Source organism: Parapedobacter tibetensis (assembly GCF_024704835.1).
GTDB classification, from domain to species: Bacteria; Bacteroidota; Bacteroidia; order Sphingobacteriales; family Sphingobacteriaceae; genus Parapedobacter; species Parapedobacter tibetensis.
This window is the reverse complement of record NZ_JAMXBE010000011.1, coordinates 81,896-100,122: the sequence shown is the minus strand read 5'-3', so window position 1 is coordinate 100,122 and position 18,227 is coordinate 81,896. Positions and strand designations below refer to the sequence as shown.

10 protein-coding genes are annotated in these 18,227 nt (G+C 51.5%); all 10 read left to right on the top strand.

The window, feature by feature from the left end; translation table 11 throughout:
* Positions 1–18: 18 nt before the first annotated feature.
* The 10 genes from NF543_RS17090 (at position 19) to NF543_RS17045 (ending at position 18,011) form a co-directional block, all read left to right on the top strand.
* On the top strand, positions 19–1,653 hold the full coding sequence (locus NF543_RS17090) for a hypothetical protein (RefSeq protein ID WP_257669394.1): 1,635 nt from the start codon (positions 19–21) through the stop codon (positions 1,651–1,653).
* 60 nt (positions 1,654–1,713) lie between these two features.
* Positions 1,714–4,788: a SusC/RagA family TonB-linked outer membrane protein gene (locus tag NF543_RS17085; RefSeq protein ID WP_257669393.1), complete on the top strand. Its 3,075-nt coding sequence runs from the start codon at positions 1,714–1,716 to the stop codon at positions 4,786–4,788.
* A 35-nt stretch (positions 4,789–4,823) separates the two neighbouring features.
* Complete coding sequence (locus NF543_RS17080; RefSeq protein WP_257669392.1) at positions 4,824–6,389, top strand: RagB/SusD family nutrient uptake outer membrane protein; 1,566 nt, start codon at positions 4,824–4,826, stop codon at positions 6,387–6,389.
* Positions 6,390–6,417: 28 nt separating this feature from the next.
* Positions 6,418–8,061, top strand: a complete 1,644-nt coding sequence (locus tag NF543_RS17075) for a hypothetical protein (RefSeq protein ID WP_257669391.1) — start codon at positions 6,418–6,420, stop codon at positions 8,059–8,061.
* An 18-nt stretch (positions 8,062–8,079) separates the two neighbouring features.
* Positions 8,080–9,672 (top strand): sulfatase family protein, encoded by a 1,593-nt coding sequence (locus NF543_RS17070; RefSeq protein ID WP_257669390.1) that lies wholly within the window; start codon positions 8,080–8,082, stop codon positions 9,670–9,672.
* A 19-nt stretch (positions 9,673–9,691) separates the two neighbouring features.
* The gene (locus NF543_RS17065) at positions 9,692–11,776 is read left to right on the top strand and encodes a hypothetical protein (protein WP_257669389.1); all 2,085 of its coding nucleotides are present in this window, start codon (positions 9,692–9,694) and stop codon (positions 11,774–11,776) included.
* A 27-nt stretch (positions 11,777–11,803) separates the two neighbouring features.
* The gene (locus NF543_RS17060) at positions 11,804–13,294 is read left to right on the top strand and encodes a sulfatase (RefSeq protein WP_257669388.1); all 1,491 of its coding nucleotides are present in this window, start codon (positions 11,804–11,806) and stop codon (positions 13,292–13,294) included.
* Positions 13,295–13,307: 13 nt separating this feature from the next.
* On the top strand, positions 13,308–14,915 hold the full coding sequence (locus NF543_RS17055; protein ID WP_257669387.1) for a sulfatase family protein: 1,608 nt from the start codon (positions 13,308–13,310) through the stop codon (positions 14,913–14,915).
* A gap of 97 nt (positions 14,916–15,012) precedes the next feature.
* Entirely contained in the window at positions 15,013–16,389 is a 1,377-nt protein-coding gene (locus tag NF543_RS17050) for a sulfatase-like hydrolase/transferase (RefSeq protein ID WP_257669386.1), read from the top strand.
* Complete coding sequence (locus NF543_RS17045) at positions 16,386–18,011, top strand: sulfatase family protein (RefSeq protein WP_257669385.1); 1,626 nt, start codon at positions 16,386–16,388, stop codon at positions 18,009–18,011. The genes NF543_RS17050 and NF543_RS17045 overlap by 4 nt, the downstream gene beginning before the upstream one ends.
* Positions 18,012–18,227 lie beyond the last annotated feature (216 nt).

The following is an 18,227-nucleotide window of genomic DNA, read 5'->3' as shown; positions in this document are numbered from 1 at the left end:
TAATTTAAACACGAAAAAATGGAAACTAATATCAAACGATTTCTACCGTTAGCAAAATACTTCGTCCTTTTGATGGCCGTACTGTTTTTCTCTGGATGCAAGCGCGCAGACTTCAAGGGAGATCTTTCAACGGAAAAAGCGAATGTTTTTCCCATTGATGAAAGTTATAAAGGGAATATCCTTTTCAATGCGAATTTGGATAACTACACGTACCGGGACGCAAATGACACGGACGAACGTAAAAAGATACGGGCGTCCATCATAAACCACTTGAAAGACCTGAAGACCATGGGCGTACGGGAGTCTGTAGGATACCTTGCGGTGGGGGGAAAGGACAGAAAAGTGGAAAAAGGCGACCCTATCGACTTCGATTACTTGGATAAGATGTATAAAGTGCTGGATGAAGAAGGTATCCGGTATGCCATTCCCCTTATAGTAGACCGCGTGGTCGTAAACCCGGATGATTATGGGCCGGTTTGGGAGGAGAACTGCAGGTGGTACGTGCAGGAGATGGCGAGGTATTACGGCACCCGGCCCCTTTATTATTCGGCGGTAAACGAACCCTTTACTGCCGGCATGCGGGGGGATGGCGTGCCATTGACGGTCGATCAGGTACTGCGCATACAGGAGGTGTTTTATAGGGCTTTGAAGGCAGTGAATCCCGAAATAATAGTGATATCCTGCCCGGTTAACACGTTGGAAATCAATCGTGGATCAGTGCAACTGGCCGAGCGGGGGATAACCCAATACTGTGACTACTTCGGCTTTCATAAGCACGTGGATATCGGCGAAGATGCTCCAAGATCGGAGAAGTTGATCTGGGATGCCATCGATCGGGCTGAGGAAATGGGTTTCCCGCGCCGTGGAATAGTGCTTAATGAAAACGGGACGCACCTGATACTGCCGCGCGTATGGTCCGGAGCCACCGAGGAAGACGCACGCGATTTTAAGGCACGCTGGGTGGGGAACGATTTGATCCAGATGAAAGCCTTGGGTTGCAAATACATCGTCATGTATTCGCTACTCGGCTCGAAGGCTAATAATGGAGAGTACAATATTTTGGATGTTGACCGTCCAACAGCGAATGGGTTCACACCCTACGAGAAGGAATACCAGGCTTATAAGGAGCTTTGGCAAGTGGAACCGCATTTGGTTTCCAGAGGTATCAACGGCGGATTCGAAGAGGAAAACCCCGACAAGTCGCGTGGATGGGTGGTGTCTTTCAAAGGATGGCCCCGCGGCGGCGCGCAAAGCTCGATACCCCAGGAATGGGAATCGGTAGATTTTATTCACGATGACTCGCCTGGAGCCTTCAAAGGGGATAGCTATTTGAAGATGGCCAAACCCATCCGGCCACAGATATCGGCAAACCGGTGCCGGCGCTTGGTAGAGGGGCTGATCCCCGGACAACGCTATAAGATCTGTGCCCGGGTAAAGCTAAGCGGAGACAGTTCCCGGGCAACCCTAAGGGGCATGGGTTTCGATGTGCTGGGGAAAGAGAAGGCTGAAAAAGTAGTTACTTATGCCGAATCCCAAGGGAAATACACGAGAATAGAAGTGAGTTTTGTGGCGGTAAATGAGTGGGTGGTCATCTCGCTGGAACACAATGGCGAAGGGGTGGCCTATTGGGATGAAATCACATTCACCAAATAACGAAAAACTTAATCCATCTGAATGGGGGCTGATTGTTTAACCTTAAAACAAGGGGAAAGTATGTATTTAAATTGTAAGCTGATGCTCATTTTGCTCACCACAACCCTGCTTCAGGTTCAGGCCCAGCAACGGACACTCCGCGGGACGGTGAGCGATACCACCGGCGCACCTTTGGAGGGTGTGTCTGTCGCCATCAAGGGCACATCGCTAGGTGCGTCTACCAACACACAAGGGCACTATGAATTGCAGGATGTTTCGGACAACGGGATTGTGATGTTCAGTATGGTGGGCTTTGAACCATTGGAATTGCAGGTGGGCACCCGCTCCACGATAGATGCGACACTCCACGCGACGCACAGCACGATGGACGAAGTAGTGGTGATTGGGTACGGCACGCAGAAAAAGAGCGACCTAACCGGCTCGGTTTCGTCTGTTCCTATCGAAGAAATCACCAAAGTATCGGAGCGGAGCTTGGCAACAGCGCTGCAGGGCAAGGCGGCGGGGGTTATCGTTTCCAGGTCTGAGGGGAAACCCGGATCAGGGAGTTCCATCCAAATCCGGGGAGCGGGTACGATCGGAAACAGCACACCGCTGTGGGTCATAGACGGTGTACCAATGGCTCCGGGTAATTATTTCAATATGAACGACGCGGAATCCATCGAAATATTGAAGGATGCCTCAGCAGCGGCTATCTATGGCGCCCGCGCCGCCCATGGTGTAATTTTGGTGACAACCAAGCGGGGGGCGGCCCAGGATAAGGTTACGGTAAACTTGGGTACACAAGTTGGCTGGCGGGAAGCCGTTAGCTTACCCAAGATGCTCAATACCCTACAATTTGTGGAAACGGGTACAAAATCCCGCGAAGCAGCGGGCCAAACCCCGGAAAGCGCGTGGGACAATCCCGCATCGTTGCCCAGCACGAATTGGGCAGACGAACTATATGCCGGGAATGGGTTGGAGCAAACCTACAACCTTTCGGTATCCGGTGGGAATGAGCGATCAAAGTTCTATGTTTCAGGCGCGTACGACCGCGAGAACGGAGTCATGATCAACAACTGGTTCGAACGCTTTGCGGTACGGGCCAATTCCGATTTCAAGATTGGGAAAATGCTGAAGATCGGCGAATCGATATTAGTGTCCCGGTCTCGGAATAACCCCACCGATAATGACACACGGGATTTGGAACGGATATACCGGTCTATTCCGATTATGCCTGTATACGACGCATCCAATTCTTTTGGAGGGTGGGGGCGTGGGCCGACCTATTTTAACGGGGGTAACCCGGTGGCCCAGGAATGGCAATCGCATATATTGTCAACGAACACACGTATAAACGGAAATGTGTATGCCGAACTTGAGCCGCTACCCGGTTTAACACTCCGGGGCTCGTTCGGAGCAAATATTTTGGCCGGCCGCACGCAAAATTTCCAGGAGGCGTTTGACTATGGTACGCAGGGTGATCCGATAAATTCACTGACGCATGCCAGCGATGACGTCGAAGAGTACAATACCAATGTGGTGCTTACATATGCCAATACGCTCGGGAAGCATGATTTTTCTGCGATGGCCGGATACGAACGCTTCCAAAGTGATGGGACGGCGTTTAGTGCCAAAGCCTTGGATTTTCCGGTCGATGTGAGTTATAGCTTCGCCCTGGCTTCGGGCGAGGTGGACATCGTCAATAGGAATACCCTGGGGATGTACCGGCTAGCGTCCGTGTTCGGGCGGGTGAATTACACGTATAGCGGTAAATATTTGCTTACGGCGAATGTCCGCCGCGATGGGTCCTCCCGTTTCGGGCCGGAAAACCGCTACGGGGTTTTTCCATCTTTTTCCGCGGGATGGCGTATGATCGAAGAGCCTTTTATGCAAAACATACCCGTACTTTCTGATCTGAAGCTTAGGGCCGGTTGGGGCATACTGGGGTCGGATCGGATTGCGGACTTTATCTACTCCAGAACCTATAACAATATCCGCTCATCGTATGTTTTTGATGCTACGGGAGTTGACGGGGGTACGAGATCCAGAGGGTTTTACTTGAGCAGGTTTCCTAATGAAGAGGTTAAATGGGAAGAGGTGCGGCAAACGAATATCGGCATCGATGCGGGCTTTTTGGACGGGAGCATAACCCTCACGGCCGACTATTATATAAAGAAAACAACCGACATGTTGTTCAATGTGCAACTGCCGCTTACGTCCGGTATTGCGGCAGCCAATGTCGGCCCGTCCAGTTCGCCGATTAATGTCGGGCAGGTCAGTAACCGCGGTTTTGAACTGGCGCTTACCTACCGGAAGGACTTTAACGACTGGAACCTGAATGTAACGGGTAATACTTCATTCAACAAGAATGAAATAGAACAGTTGAATGCGGACGATTTCCTGACTGGGGGAGCAGGTGGTGCGGCCATGAGCGGTTATAACCTGACGATTACCGAAACCGGACATCCGATGAGTATGTATTGGGGTTGGATAGCAGATGGTATTTTTCAGAGCGACGAGGAGATCAATGCCTTGAATAGCCAGTCTCCTACGGGTAACTATCAGGAAGAGGGAACAGCGGCGGGGGACTTGAAGTACCGCGATATGAACGGGGACGGGGTGATTACCAATGATGATCGTGTTCATATCGGAAATCCCTGGCCAAAAATGACGTATGGTTTGAATGTGAACGTGGGGTATCGGGGATGGGATCTTAGCCTATTTTTGCAAGGGGTGCAAGGGGTGGAACTGTTCAATCTCAACAAAGCCTACTCGCGTACGTTGTATAGCGACTATAATTCAACCACCGATGTGTATGAAGCCTGGACCCCGGAAAACCCAACTGAACATCCGCGGCTGATCGCAACCGATCCGAACGGCAATTTTCGAAAACCTTCGAGTTATTTCGTGGAAGATGGTTCTTATCTGAAGCTCAGGAACGTACAATTGGGGTACACACTTCCCCAGCCCCTGATGCAGCGAGTCGGTATGACCAACACCCGGGTGTTTGTGAGCGCCCAGAATGTACTCACATTGACCAAATACTCGGGATTGGATCCTGAATTGGCTGGGGGGAATACCGCTAGGGGGATCGACGGACAGGACCAGTATCCGCAAACCCGGCTGTTTTCGGCAGGCGTACAAATCGGATTCTGATGGAAATAAAGCATGTTCATAAATCAATAAAAGTGATGAAGAAACTAAAGATATATATCGTATTGGCGAGTGTAGGCTTGGTATCAACACAGTGCTCGGATAATTTTCTGGACGTTGCCAATCCCAATCAGATCGATGAGAAAAATTTCTTTACGAAGATGCAAGACCTGGAGCTGGCACTTACTGCGGTGTATTCCGCCCAAACCACCCGGGAGCTTTACGGCCGGGATTTTGTGCCCAAGGCTTTGTATGGCCTGGCTCACACGGCCGATCAGGAATGGATTGCGGATAATGCATGGAATCAGCTATACCAAAACAACGTGACACCGGAGAACGGCCTGGTTAGGGATTTCTGGCGAAGCTGGTACCGAATTATCGCACGGGCGAATGATTTTTTAACCCAAAGCGATCAATTTGCCGCAGGCACCGAGCTTTCCGAGGAAGAGCAAGAACGCGTTTCGCAAATGAAAGGTGAAGCCCATTTCCAACGGGGGCTGGCCTATTTTCACCTCATACGTTTGTGGGGCGAAGACAGTCCGGCAAGAAACGGTAGCACGCGGGGCGTTCCGCTGATTTTGGAAGTGCCCGAAACGCGGGAGGACATGTTTGTGCCCCGGGCTTCCGTTGCCGAAGTTTATCAGCAAATCGTCAACGACTTTAAAGAAGCCGAGCAACGGCTGCCGGATTCCTGGAGCGGCGAAAACATTGCCCGGGTAGACCGGTATGCGGCAAAAGGTTTTTTGGGAAAGACGTACCTCTACCAGGAAAACTGGGAGATGGCTCGTGGGTATTTCGAAGAGGTGATTAGCAGCGGGGCTTTTTCATTGGAGCCCTATGATGCGTACGATGCCCTGTTCCGCGGAACCAACGAGTTTAGCCCGGAATCGCTCTACGAACTCAACTTCAGCGTAGACATGCAGGAGCGCGCCGGAGGTACCGGAACACTGACCTCGCTGGTGATGGCTCCCAAGGGATCAGGATGGAGCAATGTATATCCGCACGACAAGAATGTCCAGCGCTTTGGAGATGATCCCCGTCTACGCATCGCAGCGTTAGAGCCGGGCGTGGACTCGGTTTTTGACAACAAGGGAGCTAAGATTCCTTTGCAGGTTTACGTGGGTGATGACGGTGCGCTGGGTTGGAGCTTTAGGAAGTACGTACCCTTGGACCATTCGGTTTATTCCACCAACCTTACCCATGGGGCAAACCTGATCATGATGCGCTTGGCCGATGTGTATTTGATGTATGCTGAGGTGCTTCAGGCCCAAGGCAACGATGTCGAGGCCTTGGAATACATGAATAAAGTAAGAAGGCGGGCCCACGGGTTTAGTCCGGATACGCCCGAGCCTTCGGCAGACCTTATGGGGTTGTCGGGAATCCAGCTCCGCGATGCGATCCGGGAGGAACGCTTTTTGGAATTGTTTGCCGAGGGCCATCGGTGGTATGATCTGCAACGCTGGGGTATCGTTGAGGATGAGTTAGCTGCTTATGGAAAAGTCAGGTCGGGAACCATCAACTATGCTCCCCGCGACAATTACTTACCCATCCCTCAACAAGAATTGGAAGCCAATGACCAGTTGGAACAAAGCGAGGGGTATTGAAACATTGATTAAATTAAAAAAAACCAAAATGATGAAACCTACAAATAGAAAATCGCTCCCGGTGCTGGTGAAGTACCTTGCACTTTTTATCGTTTTTCCGTTTTTCAGCAAATGCCAGGATAAGCTCTCAGATGGGCTTACGGAAGAAAAAAGCAACGCACAAGTTTCGGTTGATGAAACCTATCGGGGCAACTTGCTGTTCAATTCGAATTTGAAATTTTTCAGGTACCGCCCGCGGAGCAAAGATTCGGCGGACGGCAAGCCCATGCGCGAGCGGGTGATCAAACACCTGAAAGACCTGGATGTATGGGGCGTGCGTGAGTCGGTAGGTGTGTTGGAAGTTAACAGATTAAAACGGAGGAAGGGTAGTTTTATCGATTTTCCGTATATGGATTCGATCTATAGACGACTGGATGAAGAGGGCATCCGGTATGCTACGGAGCTGCGATTGGATCGTGTGGTAGCCAATCCGGATAACTTCGGGCCGGTTTGGGAAGAGAATGCCCGGTACGTGGTGGAGGAGATCGGGAAATATTACGGAACAAAACCGCTCTATTACTCGGCAGTGAACGAGCCCTTTCTGCCCGGTATGCGGGAGGATGGTGTGCCGTTGACAGTCGATCAGGTGATGCGGGTACAGGAAGTGGTGTATACGACACTAAAGGCCGTGAATCCCGAAATTGTCGTGCTGTCCTGCCCGATTTCCGGTGGCCGTATCGACAAAGGCGTGGAGCTGGCCGAACGTGGCATTACCCAGTATTGCGACTATTTCGGGGTACACAAGCACAATGATATTGGTGAAGATGGCCATAACGAAGGCGGTACCGATGTTTGGCGGATCATCGATCGAGCCGAGGAAATGGGATATCCCCGTCGACCCATGGTGATGGACGAGAACGGCACCCGGCTTACACTCCCGCAGGTATGGGAGGGCGCCACCGAAGCGGATGCCCGTACCTATAAAGCGCGGTGGATAGGGAACGATTTGGTGCAAATGAAGGCGCTGGGTTTCAAGTATATCGTGATGTATGCAGTGATCAAGTCGCAGGCCAACGGCGGCGAGTACAATATACTGGACAAAAATCGCCCTTTGGCGAATGGATTCGAGCGCTATGAGCGGGAATACCAAGCCTATAAAGAGCTTTGGCGGTTGGAGCCACATTTGTTATCGAATGGTATAAACGGTGGCTTTGAGGAGGCTAATCCGGATAAATCGCGCGGGTGGGTGGTATGCTTTAAAGGAAACCCTCGTATTGGCATGCAAACCTCCGTACCGCAGGAATGGGAATCGGTGGATTTTGTCAAGAATGATCCGTCCGGGGCCTTCAAGGGGAATAACTATTTAAAGATGTCCAAACCCGTTCGTCCTTTAACGCAAATTTCAGCGAACAGGTGTCGTCGCTTGGTGGAAGGGTTAACACCGGGGCAACGGTACAAACTCTGTGCCCGGGTGAAGCTGACTGGAGCGGCATCGAAAGCCAATCTGAGAGCCATGGGTTTCGATGTATTGGGGAAGGAGAAAGCAGAAAAGGAAGTCACCTACGCGGAGTCCGATGGGAAATACGTGCATGCGGAGGTCAGCTTTGTTGCCGGAAACGAATGGGCGGTTATCTCATTGGAGCACAATGGCGCAGGAACGGCCTCTTGGGATGAGATCACGTTTACAAAGTAGCGATGGGAAAGGAATAAGATGGTGAGTTTTGCTTACAGGCGTCGGTATTTATTTTTTGTATGCCAACTAGTCTTACTGGTTACGCCTTCATTTGGACAGGAAAAGGGTAGGGAACGTCCGAATATAGTCATTATTTTAGTGGATGATATGGGCTATGGGGATGTCGGCGCATACAATGCGCAAGCTAAGATTCCGACGCTCCATATCGACCGGTTGGCCAATGAAGGCATGCGTTTTACCGATGCCCATGCACCGGGGGCCGTTTGCCATCCTTCACGCTATGGATTGATCACGGGCCGATACCCTTTCCGTACGGATGTAAGTGTTTGGCCGGAGAAGCCGGTAATTGAGCCCGGCCGGATGACGATCGCCTCCCTGCTTCGATCGAACGGGTACCGGACGGCGATGGTAGGGAAGTGGCATTTGGGGTTTGATGAATCCGAGGCTGTCGCCGCAAGCACAGAACACGTGTCTGACGACGGGAACAGCAAGGCCGCATATCGCGTCTATCAGCAAGGCCAAAGGCTTTCAGGAGGCCCCGTAGATTGCGGGTTCGACTCCTTTTTCGGCATCCGAGCATCTACGGATATTCCACCTTATTTTTTTATTCGGAATGATCGCGTGGTTACGCCTCCCACTGATACGATTGAAGATCATAACAGTCCGGATTGGACACCCATTCAAGGTGCCTTTTGGCGCGGTGGGGGGATAGCGCCGGGGTTGAATCTGGCTGATGTATTGCCGCGATTCTCGGAAGAAGCGGTTGAGGTTATTGAAGATCATGCCAAGGGAAGTGCTCATAAGCCGCTATTTTTGCATATAGCGTTCCCTGCTCCACACACCCCTTGGCTACCCGCCGATAATTTTCGCGGAAAAAGTGGAGCGGGAGAATATGGCGATTTTGTCGCGACGGTGGACGCCGAGGTCGGAAAAATCCTTTCTGCGCTTGATAGCACCGGTATGTCAGACGAGACGCTAGTAATCTTTACCAGTGATAACGGCCCGGTCTGGTATCTCCATGACACTCGACGCTTTGGCCACCATGCCAGTGCAGGCATACGGTTAGCAAAGGATGGTAGTACATCGTATGTTTCCTATCGGGGAATGAAAGGCGACACCTATGAGGCAGGCCACCATATGCCTTTTATTGTGCGTTGGCCACGAGTTGTGAAGGCAGGGGCGCTAACGGGCCAGACTGTATCGTTCACCGATGTAATGGCGACGTTTGCAGCTATTGTTGGCGTGGATTTACCGACGGATGCCGGTGAAGATAGTTTCAGCTTATTGCCGGTACTGACCGGAGAACAGCCAGAACAGGTGGCTATTCGTCCTCCGGTTGTCTCGGTATCCAGCCTTGGGGTGAGGAGCATCCAAAGCGGGCGGTGGAAATTGATCGAATCGCTTGGTTCGGGCGGTTTCTCCCGTCCGGCTTCGATCGAGGCCCAACCCGAAGGGCCCAAAGGGCAACTCTATGATCTCAGCAGGGATCCTGAAGAAGTGAGTAATGTGTGGAATGACTACCCGGATATGGTTGATGAGATGAGGGCGTTGTTGCAAAAATGGGATCGTGCCGGGACGAGCCGAATGGAAAAAATGGAATCCCATCGTTAAGTTTAAAAAAGAACAGATCATGCATCAATTGGCTTCACTATCATTAATTTTTCTATGGCTGGCCGTGCAGTCCGGCATCGTTGCGGCGCAAAGCACGCCGGATACTGAAGGACAGGCCCGTTTTGAAGTTGAACAGCAGGATGGTCAATATATTCCATTGGTCAAAAGCGTGTCGGGCATCCAGCTATCACCTCCGGAAGAAGGCCTTTGGTCTATTGCGACGGCCTGGGATGGGGACTGGCCATCGGAATGGCGGCATGTCGAGGCTATGTCGCATGAACAAGTGGGCGATTGGGATATCCTTGAAGGCTCGTTGGATCTACCGGAAGGCAAGTGGATTTTCCGGGATGCCTACCGATATGAACAGGGGCTGGTAAAGTGTGTGAGACGGTATGAATGGACCGGAGAGGAGGCCCTCGATTCGGTGACGCTTTCGGTGCGTTGGCGTGTGCCGGGAGCGCACCTCTCCGTGTTCATGCCGGGCATCCTCTATTACGGCAACCCGTCTGGAACGGCCAACACCCCCGGTCGGGTGCCATCATACAACGGACTTCCCGGTGAATTTGCGGTGTTTGAAGAGCATCGGTTCCCCATGCCTTTTGTTGCCCTCGAAAACAGTATCGGCGCGGAAAAATACGGCGCAGCCGTCCATTCACTCCCCAGCCCGGTCAAGAACCCAAGACTCCCAGATCATTGGTGGTCAATGGGCGCCTTGGCAGACTCCGGCAGCAGTGAGTTGGTCTTGTATTCGGGGCCGGTGGGGTACAATGGCAGGCGCAGCGTAGCGAAGGCCACGCAAAAAGCCCCGGTGGAGTACAACGATACTTACTTTACAGCCTCGCCTGGCATGGTCATCGAGAAAACTTTTTATTTGGATGTGTTCCCGATAGCCCGCAAAGGCACGGGTTTCCAGAAGCCGCTGTACGACGCGTTGGAGCTCCATGAACCCTATTCCGATAGCGGATTGCCAGCGTTCGCGGATATCGTTGGAGCCAAATACCGAATGGCGGTATCCCGGTATGTTGAGGACGATTCGGTGGCGGGGTTCAACATGTATGAACCCGCAGATCGTCAACACATCGTGATGGGCTGGTGCGGTCAGGCGGCATCACCGGGGTACTCACTGCAACATCTTCGGGAATTTCAAGCCGGGGATGACCACGACATCCATCGGATGGTGCAGAAGTCGCTGGATTTTCTGACCACAACCAACCCGTCTGAAGAGGCGGGCTTTTCAGTAAACTATAACATCCGCAAAGGAATATGGACCAAAAGTGATCATGTTTCCGTGGGGCAGGCCATGTATAATTTCGCCAGTGCCATACGGTCGGCCCGAGCCAACGGGCAATACCAGTCGGCCAAGTGGGAGGCGTTTCTGATTGAGGCGTGTGATTTCGCCTCGGCGCGCATCCTCGATCCAAAGTGGTACCCCCGCTCCACAGCGGAGGGATTTTATATCGCCCCGTTGATCATTGCCCATTCGCTGTTCGGTACAGCGTCGTACAAGGATGCGGCGGTCAAGGCAGCAACCCATTATGCGGATAGGCACCTTTCGATGGAAGAACCCTACTGGGGCGGCACGCTGGATGCCACAGGTGAAGACAAGGAGGGGGCATGGGCGGCTTTCCAGGGTTTCTTAACGCTGTACGAACACCTGGATGAAAAAAAGTACCTCGCGTGGGCCAAACACGCGGGCGAGGTATGCCTGAGCTACACGGTGGTATGGGACATCCCGCTGCCTCCGGGCAGGCTTGCCGACCATGGGTTGAAAACCCGGGGGTGGACCGTTGTGTCGCCCCAGAACCAGCACGTCGATATCTATGGCGTATTGTATAGCCCAGAAATATACAAGTTAGGCGAATATCTGGATGATCCACGGTTACAGCAGCTAGCAAAAATCATGTTTCTCAGCTGTGGCCAATTGATTGACCCCTCCGGTAGCCAGGGCGAACAACTGCAGCAGACAAACTTTGCGCAGCGGGGCGAAGTCACGGATGTTTATGCACTGCGCGGCGGCTATGCCGAATCGTGGACGGTATTCTGGATCACGGCACATTTTCTGAATGCTGCCGCTAGATTTGACGAAATGGGGGTGAAATTATAGGCGATGAAATACTTACGGCAACGATCCATGAAACCAACTTACTTACTCGTTTTGTACCTGCTAATGATTGCAGGGCGACATGACGCCTCCGCCCAGCAACCGGCAGCCCGCCGGCCCAATGTCTTGTTGATATTGGTAGATGACCTGAAGCCCGCCACGGGTAGCTATGGTGATCCGGTGGCAATCACACCAAATATAGACCGACTAGCATCTAAGGGCATGCAGTTCAACCACGCGTATGCGAATCAGGCGGTCTGCGGCCCTTCGCGTTACAATCTGATGTTGGGCAGCCGATCTTCATCAACAGGTATTTACACCTTTGGCCGGGATTTCCGGAAGCTTTACCCAGAGGCGGTCACGCTGCCGCAGTACTTCAAACAAAACGGATACCACTGCGAGTCCATGGGTAAGGTCTACCACATTGGCCACGGCAGTTATAATGATACCGCTTCCTGGAGTGTACCCCACCACAAAGACCTGGTGGTTGAGTATGTAGACCCCGCCAGCACCGGTGGCAAGCTGACCCGCGAAGAAGCGCTTTTCGGAAATAGAGACAAGGACCTTGCGAAGACACTTATCCGTGGACCGGCCTGGGAATCGCCGGAGGTGGAAGATGATGCCTATGCTGATGGCCGGACGGCCAACCGCGCTATCCAGCGGTTGCGGGCATTAAAGAAAAATCCGGAACAACCTTTTTTCCTTGCCATAGGGTTCGCACGTCCGCACCTCCCCTTTTCCGTACCCCAAAAGTATTGGGATCGATATGACCCCGAAAAACTCCCCATGCCCTTCTATGAAAAAGCGCCAAAGGGTGCGCCGGACTATGCTGGCAAGCGGGATGTCGAAATCAGCCAGTACAGTCCCATCCCACTATCGTCAGAGCAGGATCCGTTTCCTGCCCACCTCACGCGCAAGCTGATCCACGGTTACTACGCTGGCGTCAGTTATGTGGATACGCAGATCGGGAAAGTATTGCAGGAGTTGGAAGCCCTTGATCTGGATGAAAATACCATCGTGGTATTCTGGGGCGACCATGGGTTTCATCTTGGGGAGCTTGGTATCTGGACGAAGCACGTCAATTATGAGCTTGCCTGCCGGATCCCCCTAATCGTATGTGCCCCCGGTATTACACGGCCCGGTACCCATACCGATCAGCCGGCCGAAACGGTGGATATCTACCCCACATTGGCAGCGCTCGCCGGATTGGACAAACCGGGCGTACTACAGCCGTTTGACGGCCTGAGCATGGTATCCGTACTCCAACACCCTGAAGTACACATTCGAGACCATGTGTACCATTGCTTCCCACGGGGAGGGCGGTTAGGCCGGGCCATCCGAACGGATCGGTATCGCTTGGTGGAATGGAAAAAAATCGGTGCAGATCCCCAATCCGCGGAGTTGGAACTATACGACTACCAAGACGGACCTGTCGAACATGAAAATATAGCAGACCAACGGCCGGAGGTCGTTGCTGCACTCCGGAAGCTATTGAACACTCATCCGGAAGCCAAACAATAAACGAATTGACAAAATGAAGAAAAAACTGCTCTTTTTTACGCTCACACTCGGTTTGGTGGCTTGCTCCATGGGCGAAGGCCAAAAGGGAAAGCCCAAGAAACCCAATATTTTATTCGCATTGGCGGATGATGCTTCTTATGCGTATATGATGGGGAGCGATTGGTTGCAAACTCCTGCATTTGACCGGGTAGCCGAGGAGGGTATTTTGTTTACCAACGCGTATACGCCCAACGCCAAATGTGCACCCTCCAGGGCGAGTATCCTTACCGGTAGAAACTCCTGGCAGCTGGAAGAAGCCGCAAACCATGGGGCGTTCTTCCCGGCTAAGTTCAAAACGTATGCGGAGGCCCTGACGGCACACGGCTACCATACCGGTTATACAGCCAAAGGCTGGGCGCCCGGTGATCCGGGCGAGGTAAACGGCGCAAAACGGCAGCTCACGGGCAAGGCATACAACCAGCATACGCTTGCCGCACCCACTACAGGCATCAACACCAACGATTACGCGGGAAATTTCAAAGCGTTCCTGGATGCAAAGCCCGATGGCGAACCCTTCTGTTTTTGGTATGGATCAACCGAGCCGCACCGGGGCTATGAGTTTAGATCAGGTATTGAAAAAGGCGGTAAGCAGGTTGGCGACATCACGAAGGTGCCGGATTTTTGGCCCGACAATGATACCGTAAGGGCCGACATGCTGGATTATGCGTTTGAGCTGGAGCATTTCGACAGGCATTTGCAGCAGATGCTCGAATTGCTGGAAGAACGGGGCGAACTGGAGAATACCTTAGTGGTGGTAACGGCGGACAACGGCATGCCGTTTCCTCGCATTAAGGGGCAAGCGTATGAATATTCCAACCACCTGCCGCTTGCCGTGATGTGGGCAGACGGGATCAAAAAACCAGGCCGGCAGGTGCACGATCTGGTCAGCTTCGTAGACCTGGCGCCAACTTTTCTGGAACTGGCAGGTATCTCAGCGGCAGCAAGCGGCATGGAGCCAATTACAGGTAGCAGCCTCACGGATATTTTTTACAGTGATTCATCCGGCCAAATTGACCCCGACCGGGATTTCGTGCTGATCGGCAAGGAACGCCATGATGTGGGGAGGCCACATGACTGGGGATATCCCATCCGGGGGATCGTGAAGGATGGATTTATCTACTTGCATAACTTCGAAACGGCACGGTGGCCCGCGGGCAATCCAGAAACGGGTTACCTGAATACCGATGGCAGCCCGACGAAAACGGTGATCCTAAACCGACGAAGGCAAACAGGAGTGGATCGCTACTGGGATCAATCCTTTGGGAGGAGGCCCCAAGAAGAACTATACCGGATCGATACGGATCCGGAATGCGTACAGAACTTGGCGAGCAAGGCGAGCTATGATTCCACTAGAATGGCATTGAAGGCACTGCTGTTTGAAAAATTGAGGGAAGAAGAAGATCCGCGGATGGCCGGTGAAGGCCATGTGTTTGACGAATATCTTTATTTTGCCAAAAATAACCGGAATTTTTACGAGCGATATATGGCCGGGGAGGAAATGGAATCGCCTTGGGTCAATGCCACCGATTTCGAACCGGATACGAGTTTTTATAGTTCAGATACCGCAAAAGCAAATAAATGAAACGGAGAAATGCGATCAAAACCATCGGCGTTGCGATGATAGTGATTTGAACCCCGAACTCGAGCAAAACCCTAATTGGTAAATAAGTTGTTTAAAAATGGGAAAATTAAAGAGAATTGTATTCATTGGATTGGTCATATTAAATGGCCTTAATACGATAGTTTGGGCACAATCCAGGCCAAATGTCATTGTTATTTTGGCCGATGATTTGGGAACCATGGATTTGAACTTCTATGGGGCGGATGACTTGGCAACGCCAAACCTCGACCGTTTAGCCAGCAACGGCATTCGGTTCACCCAATTCTATGCTGTTGCGCCGGTATGCTCCCCCTCCCGAGCGGGACTATTGACAGGAAAATCTAACCTGGGAGCGGGATTGCCAGGGAATGTGCCCATTCCGGAAAAGGACCCTGGCATGACCAGAGGATTGCCCTCTTCGGAAGTAACCATGGCGGAAATGCTGAAAAGCAATGGCTACTATACAGCGCTGGTGGGCAAGTGGCACTTAGGCCACGCACCGGACAAACTTCCAAATGCACAGGGGTTCGACTATTTTTTCGGCCATCAGCGGGGTTGTATTGATAACTATTCTCATTTCTTTTTTTGGAGTGGCCCAAACAAACATGATTTATACCAAAATGAACAGGAGCTGTACAGACCAGGAGCTTATTTTCCGGACTTAATGGTAACGGAAATCAATGCGATTATCGACCAAAGGCGGAGTCAGCCCTTTTTTATTTATTGGGCAGCCAATGTGCCACATTATCCCTATCAAGGCACACAAAAGTGGCTGGATTATTATAAAAACCTTGCCTCGCCTCGAAAGGAGTACGCTGCGTTTGTATCGACTCTGGATGAACGCATCGGACAGGTAATGAAAAAACTGGAAGAAACTGGACAGCTGGAGAACACAGTAATTGTGTTCCAATCAGATCACGGCCATTCCTACGAAGAACGTGCATTTTTTGGGGGCGGGAATTCCGGTCCTTATCGCGGCGGCAAATTCAGTATGTTCGAGGGAGGGATCAGAGTGCCGGCGATCATTAGCTATCCAAAGCTTGTTCCCAAAGGAGTGGAGAGTGATGTTGTTGCATCTGGAATGGATTGGTTTCCTACAATCGTTACCATCACCGGCGCTAAGTACGAGCAAGAGGGGGTTGAAGGTGTCAATTTGCTCCCTCTCCTGATGGAAAACCACCGGGACGCACCACCGCGTGAGTTGCATTGGCAGACCGGATCCTATGATGACAGTACCAGCAGCTGGGCTGTGCGGAAGGGGGACTGGAAATTATTGGGCAATCCCACGGATCCTAATCCTAAGTGGAATGCGGACTTCAATGGGAAAGACCGGCTATTTTTGGTACATTTACCATCAGATATCGGTGAGGCAATAAATCTCGCTGAAAAACATCCGGAAAAAGTAATGGAATTATTCAACCTGCACAAATCGTGGCTCAATAGCGTACAACGATGATGAGAACAACTGTTAGCGTTTGGCATTCCATAGGATTTATCATTGTAGGGGCTGTTATGTCTTGTGCACAACCTGAAAACAAGAAGGACGTACGTCCCAATATTGTTTACATCATGAGCGACGACCATGGCTACCAGGCGGTGAGCGCCTATGGCTACGGAATAAATAAAACGCCGAACATAGACCGGATTGCGGCCGAAGGAGCACTTTTCACGCGCGCAACGGTGACCAATTCATTGTGTGCGCCAAGTCGGGCTGTGCTGTTGACGGGCAAACATAGTTTTCTTAACGGTAAAGTGGACAACGTGCAGCATTTCAACTGGGAGCAGGACAATTTTCCCAAATTGCTCCAGCGTGCTGGCTACCAGACAGCCATGGTGGGCAAGATCCACATGGATGGTTTGCCACAGGGGTTTGACTATTCCGCGGTGGTGCCGGGGCAGGGGCAGTATTACAATCCGGATTTCATCGTAAACGGCAAGAAGGAACAGATACACGGCTATGTAACCGATATCACGACGGACTTGGCGCTGGAATGGCTGGAAGGACGGGATAAGGACAAGCCGTTCTGTTTATTGTATCATCAGAAAGCCCCTCATCGCGAATGGCTACCTGCCGAGCGGCATTATCAAGAATACACCAAGATGAAATTTCCGGAACCGGAGACCTTGTTCGATGACTATGAGGACCGCGGTACGGCCGCTAAATCGGCCGAGATGAATATCCTTAAAGACATGAACTGGGCAGGTGATTCGAAGATCAAACCGGAGGTGATGGATGAATTGGGTATACCGAGTACGTTGAACTGGGATAAAAATGCCTACAATAATAACCTAGGGCGGATGGATTCGTCCCAGCGTGTGGCATGGGATGCAGTTTACGATCCGATCAACGAGGATTTCAAGAAGCGCTACCCTTCGATGTCGGAGGAAGATGTGATGCGGTGGCGTTACCAGCGCTACATGCAGGACTACTTGGCAACGATCGCCGCTGTGGACGATGGGGTGGGCAGGATGCTGGACTACTTGAAAGAAAACGGGCTGGATGAAAATACAATTGTGATATATACATCAGACCAGGGCTTCTACATGGGTGAGCATGGTTGGTTCGATAAGCGGTTCATGTATGAAGAATCGCTCCGTACACCACTGATGATCCGCTATCCAAAAGAGATCAAGGCAGGCACGAAGCTCGATGCACTGGTACAGAATCTGGATTTCGCGCCGACATTCCTGGACTATGCTGGGTCGCAGATTCCGGCAGACATGCAAGGCGAATCGTTCAGGGAGCTGGTATCAGGGAAAACGAAGGATTGGCGGGATGCCATCTATTATACCTACTACGAATATCCATCAATCCACATGGTCAAGCGCCACTATGGTATCCGTACGGACCGCTACAAACTGATCCATTTCTATTACGATATCGACGAGTGGGAACTATATGACCTGGAGAAGGATCCGCATGAGATGCACAATGTGTACGATGATCCATCTTATAAGGGCATCCGGGAAGAAATGCATACAAAGCTGGATGAGCTTCGCAAAAAGTATAAGGACTCGGATGCGAACGATCAAAAATACATCGACAGCTATTTGTCGGCAACGTCGAAGGAGAAATAAGAAGCCGATGCAGACCTTAAGCCTGTTGTCAAAGAATTAGAAGCTTATCCTTAAAAATTATAAAACGGCATTAAATTGCGACGATTAGCACGATTCGGACGGTTTTATTATATTGCATGTCAATAAACGCAAAGAGTCGAATCAACGGAATCGCAATATTATGAACGTTTTAAGCAATATCTTCACTATTTTTTTAGTGGCATGCACAATACCAGC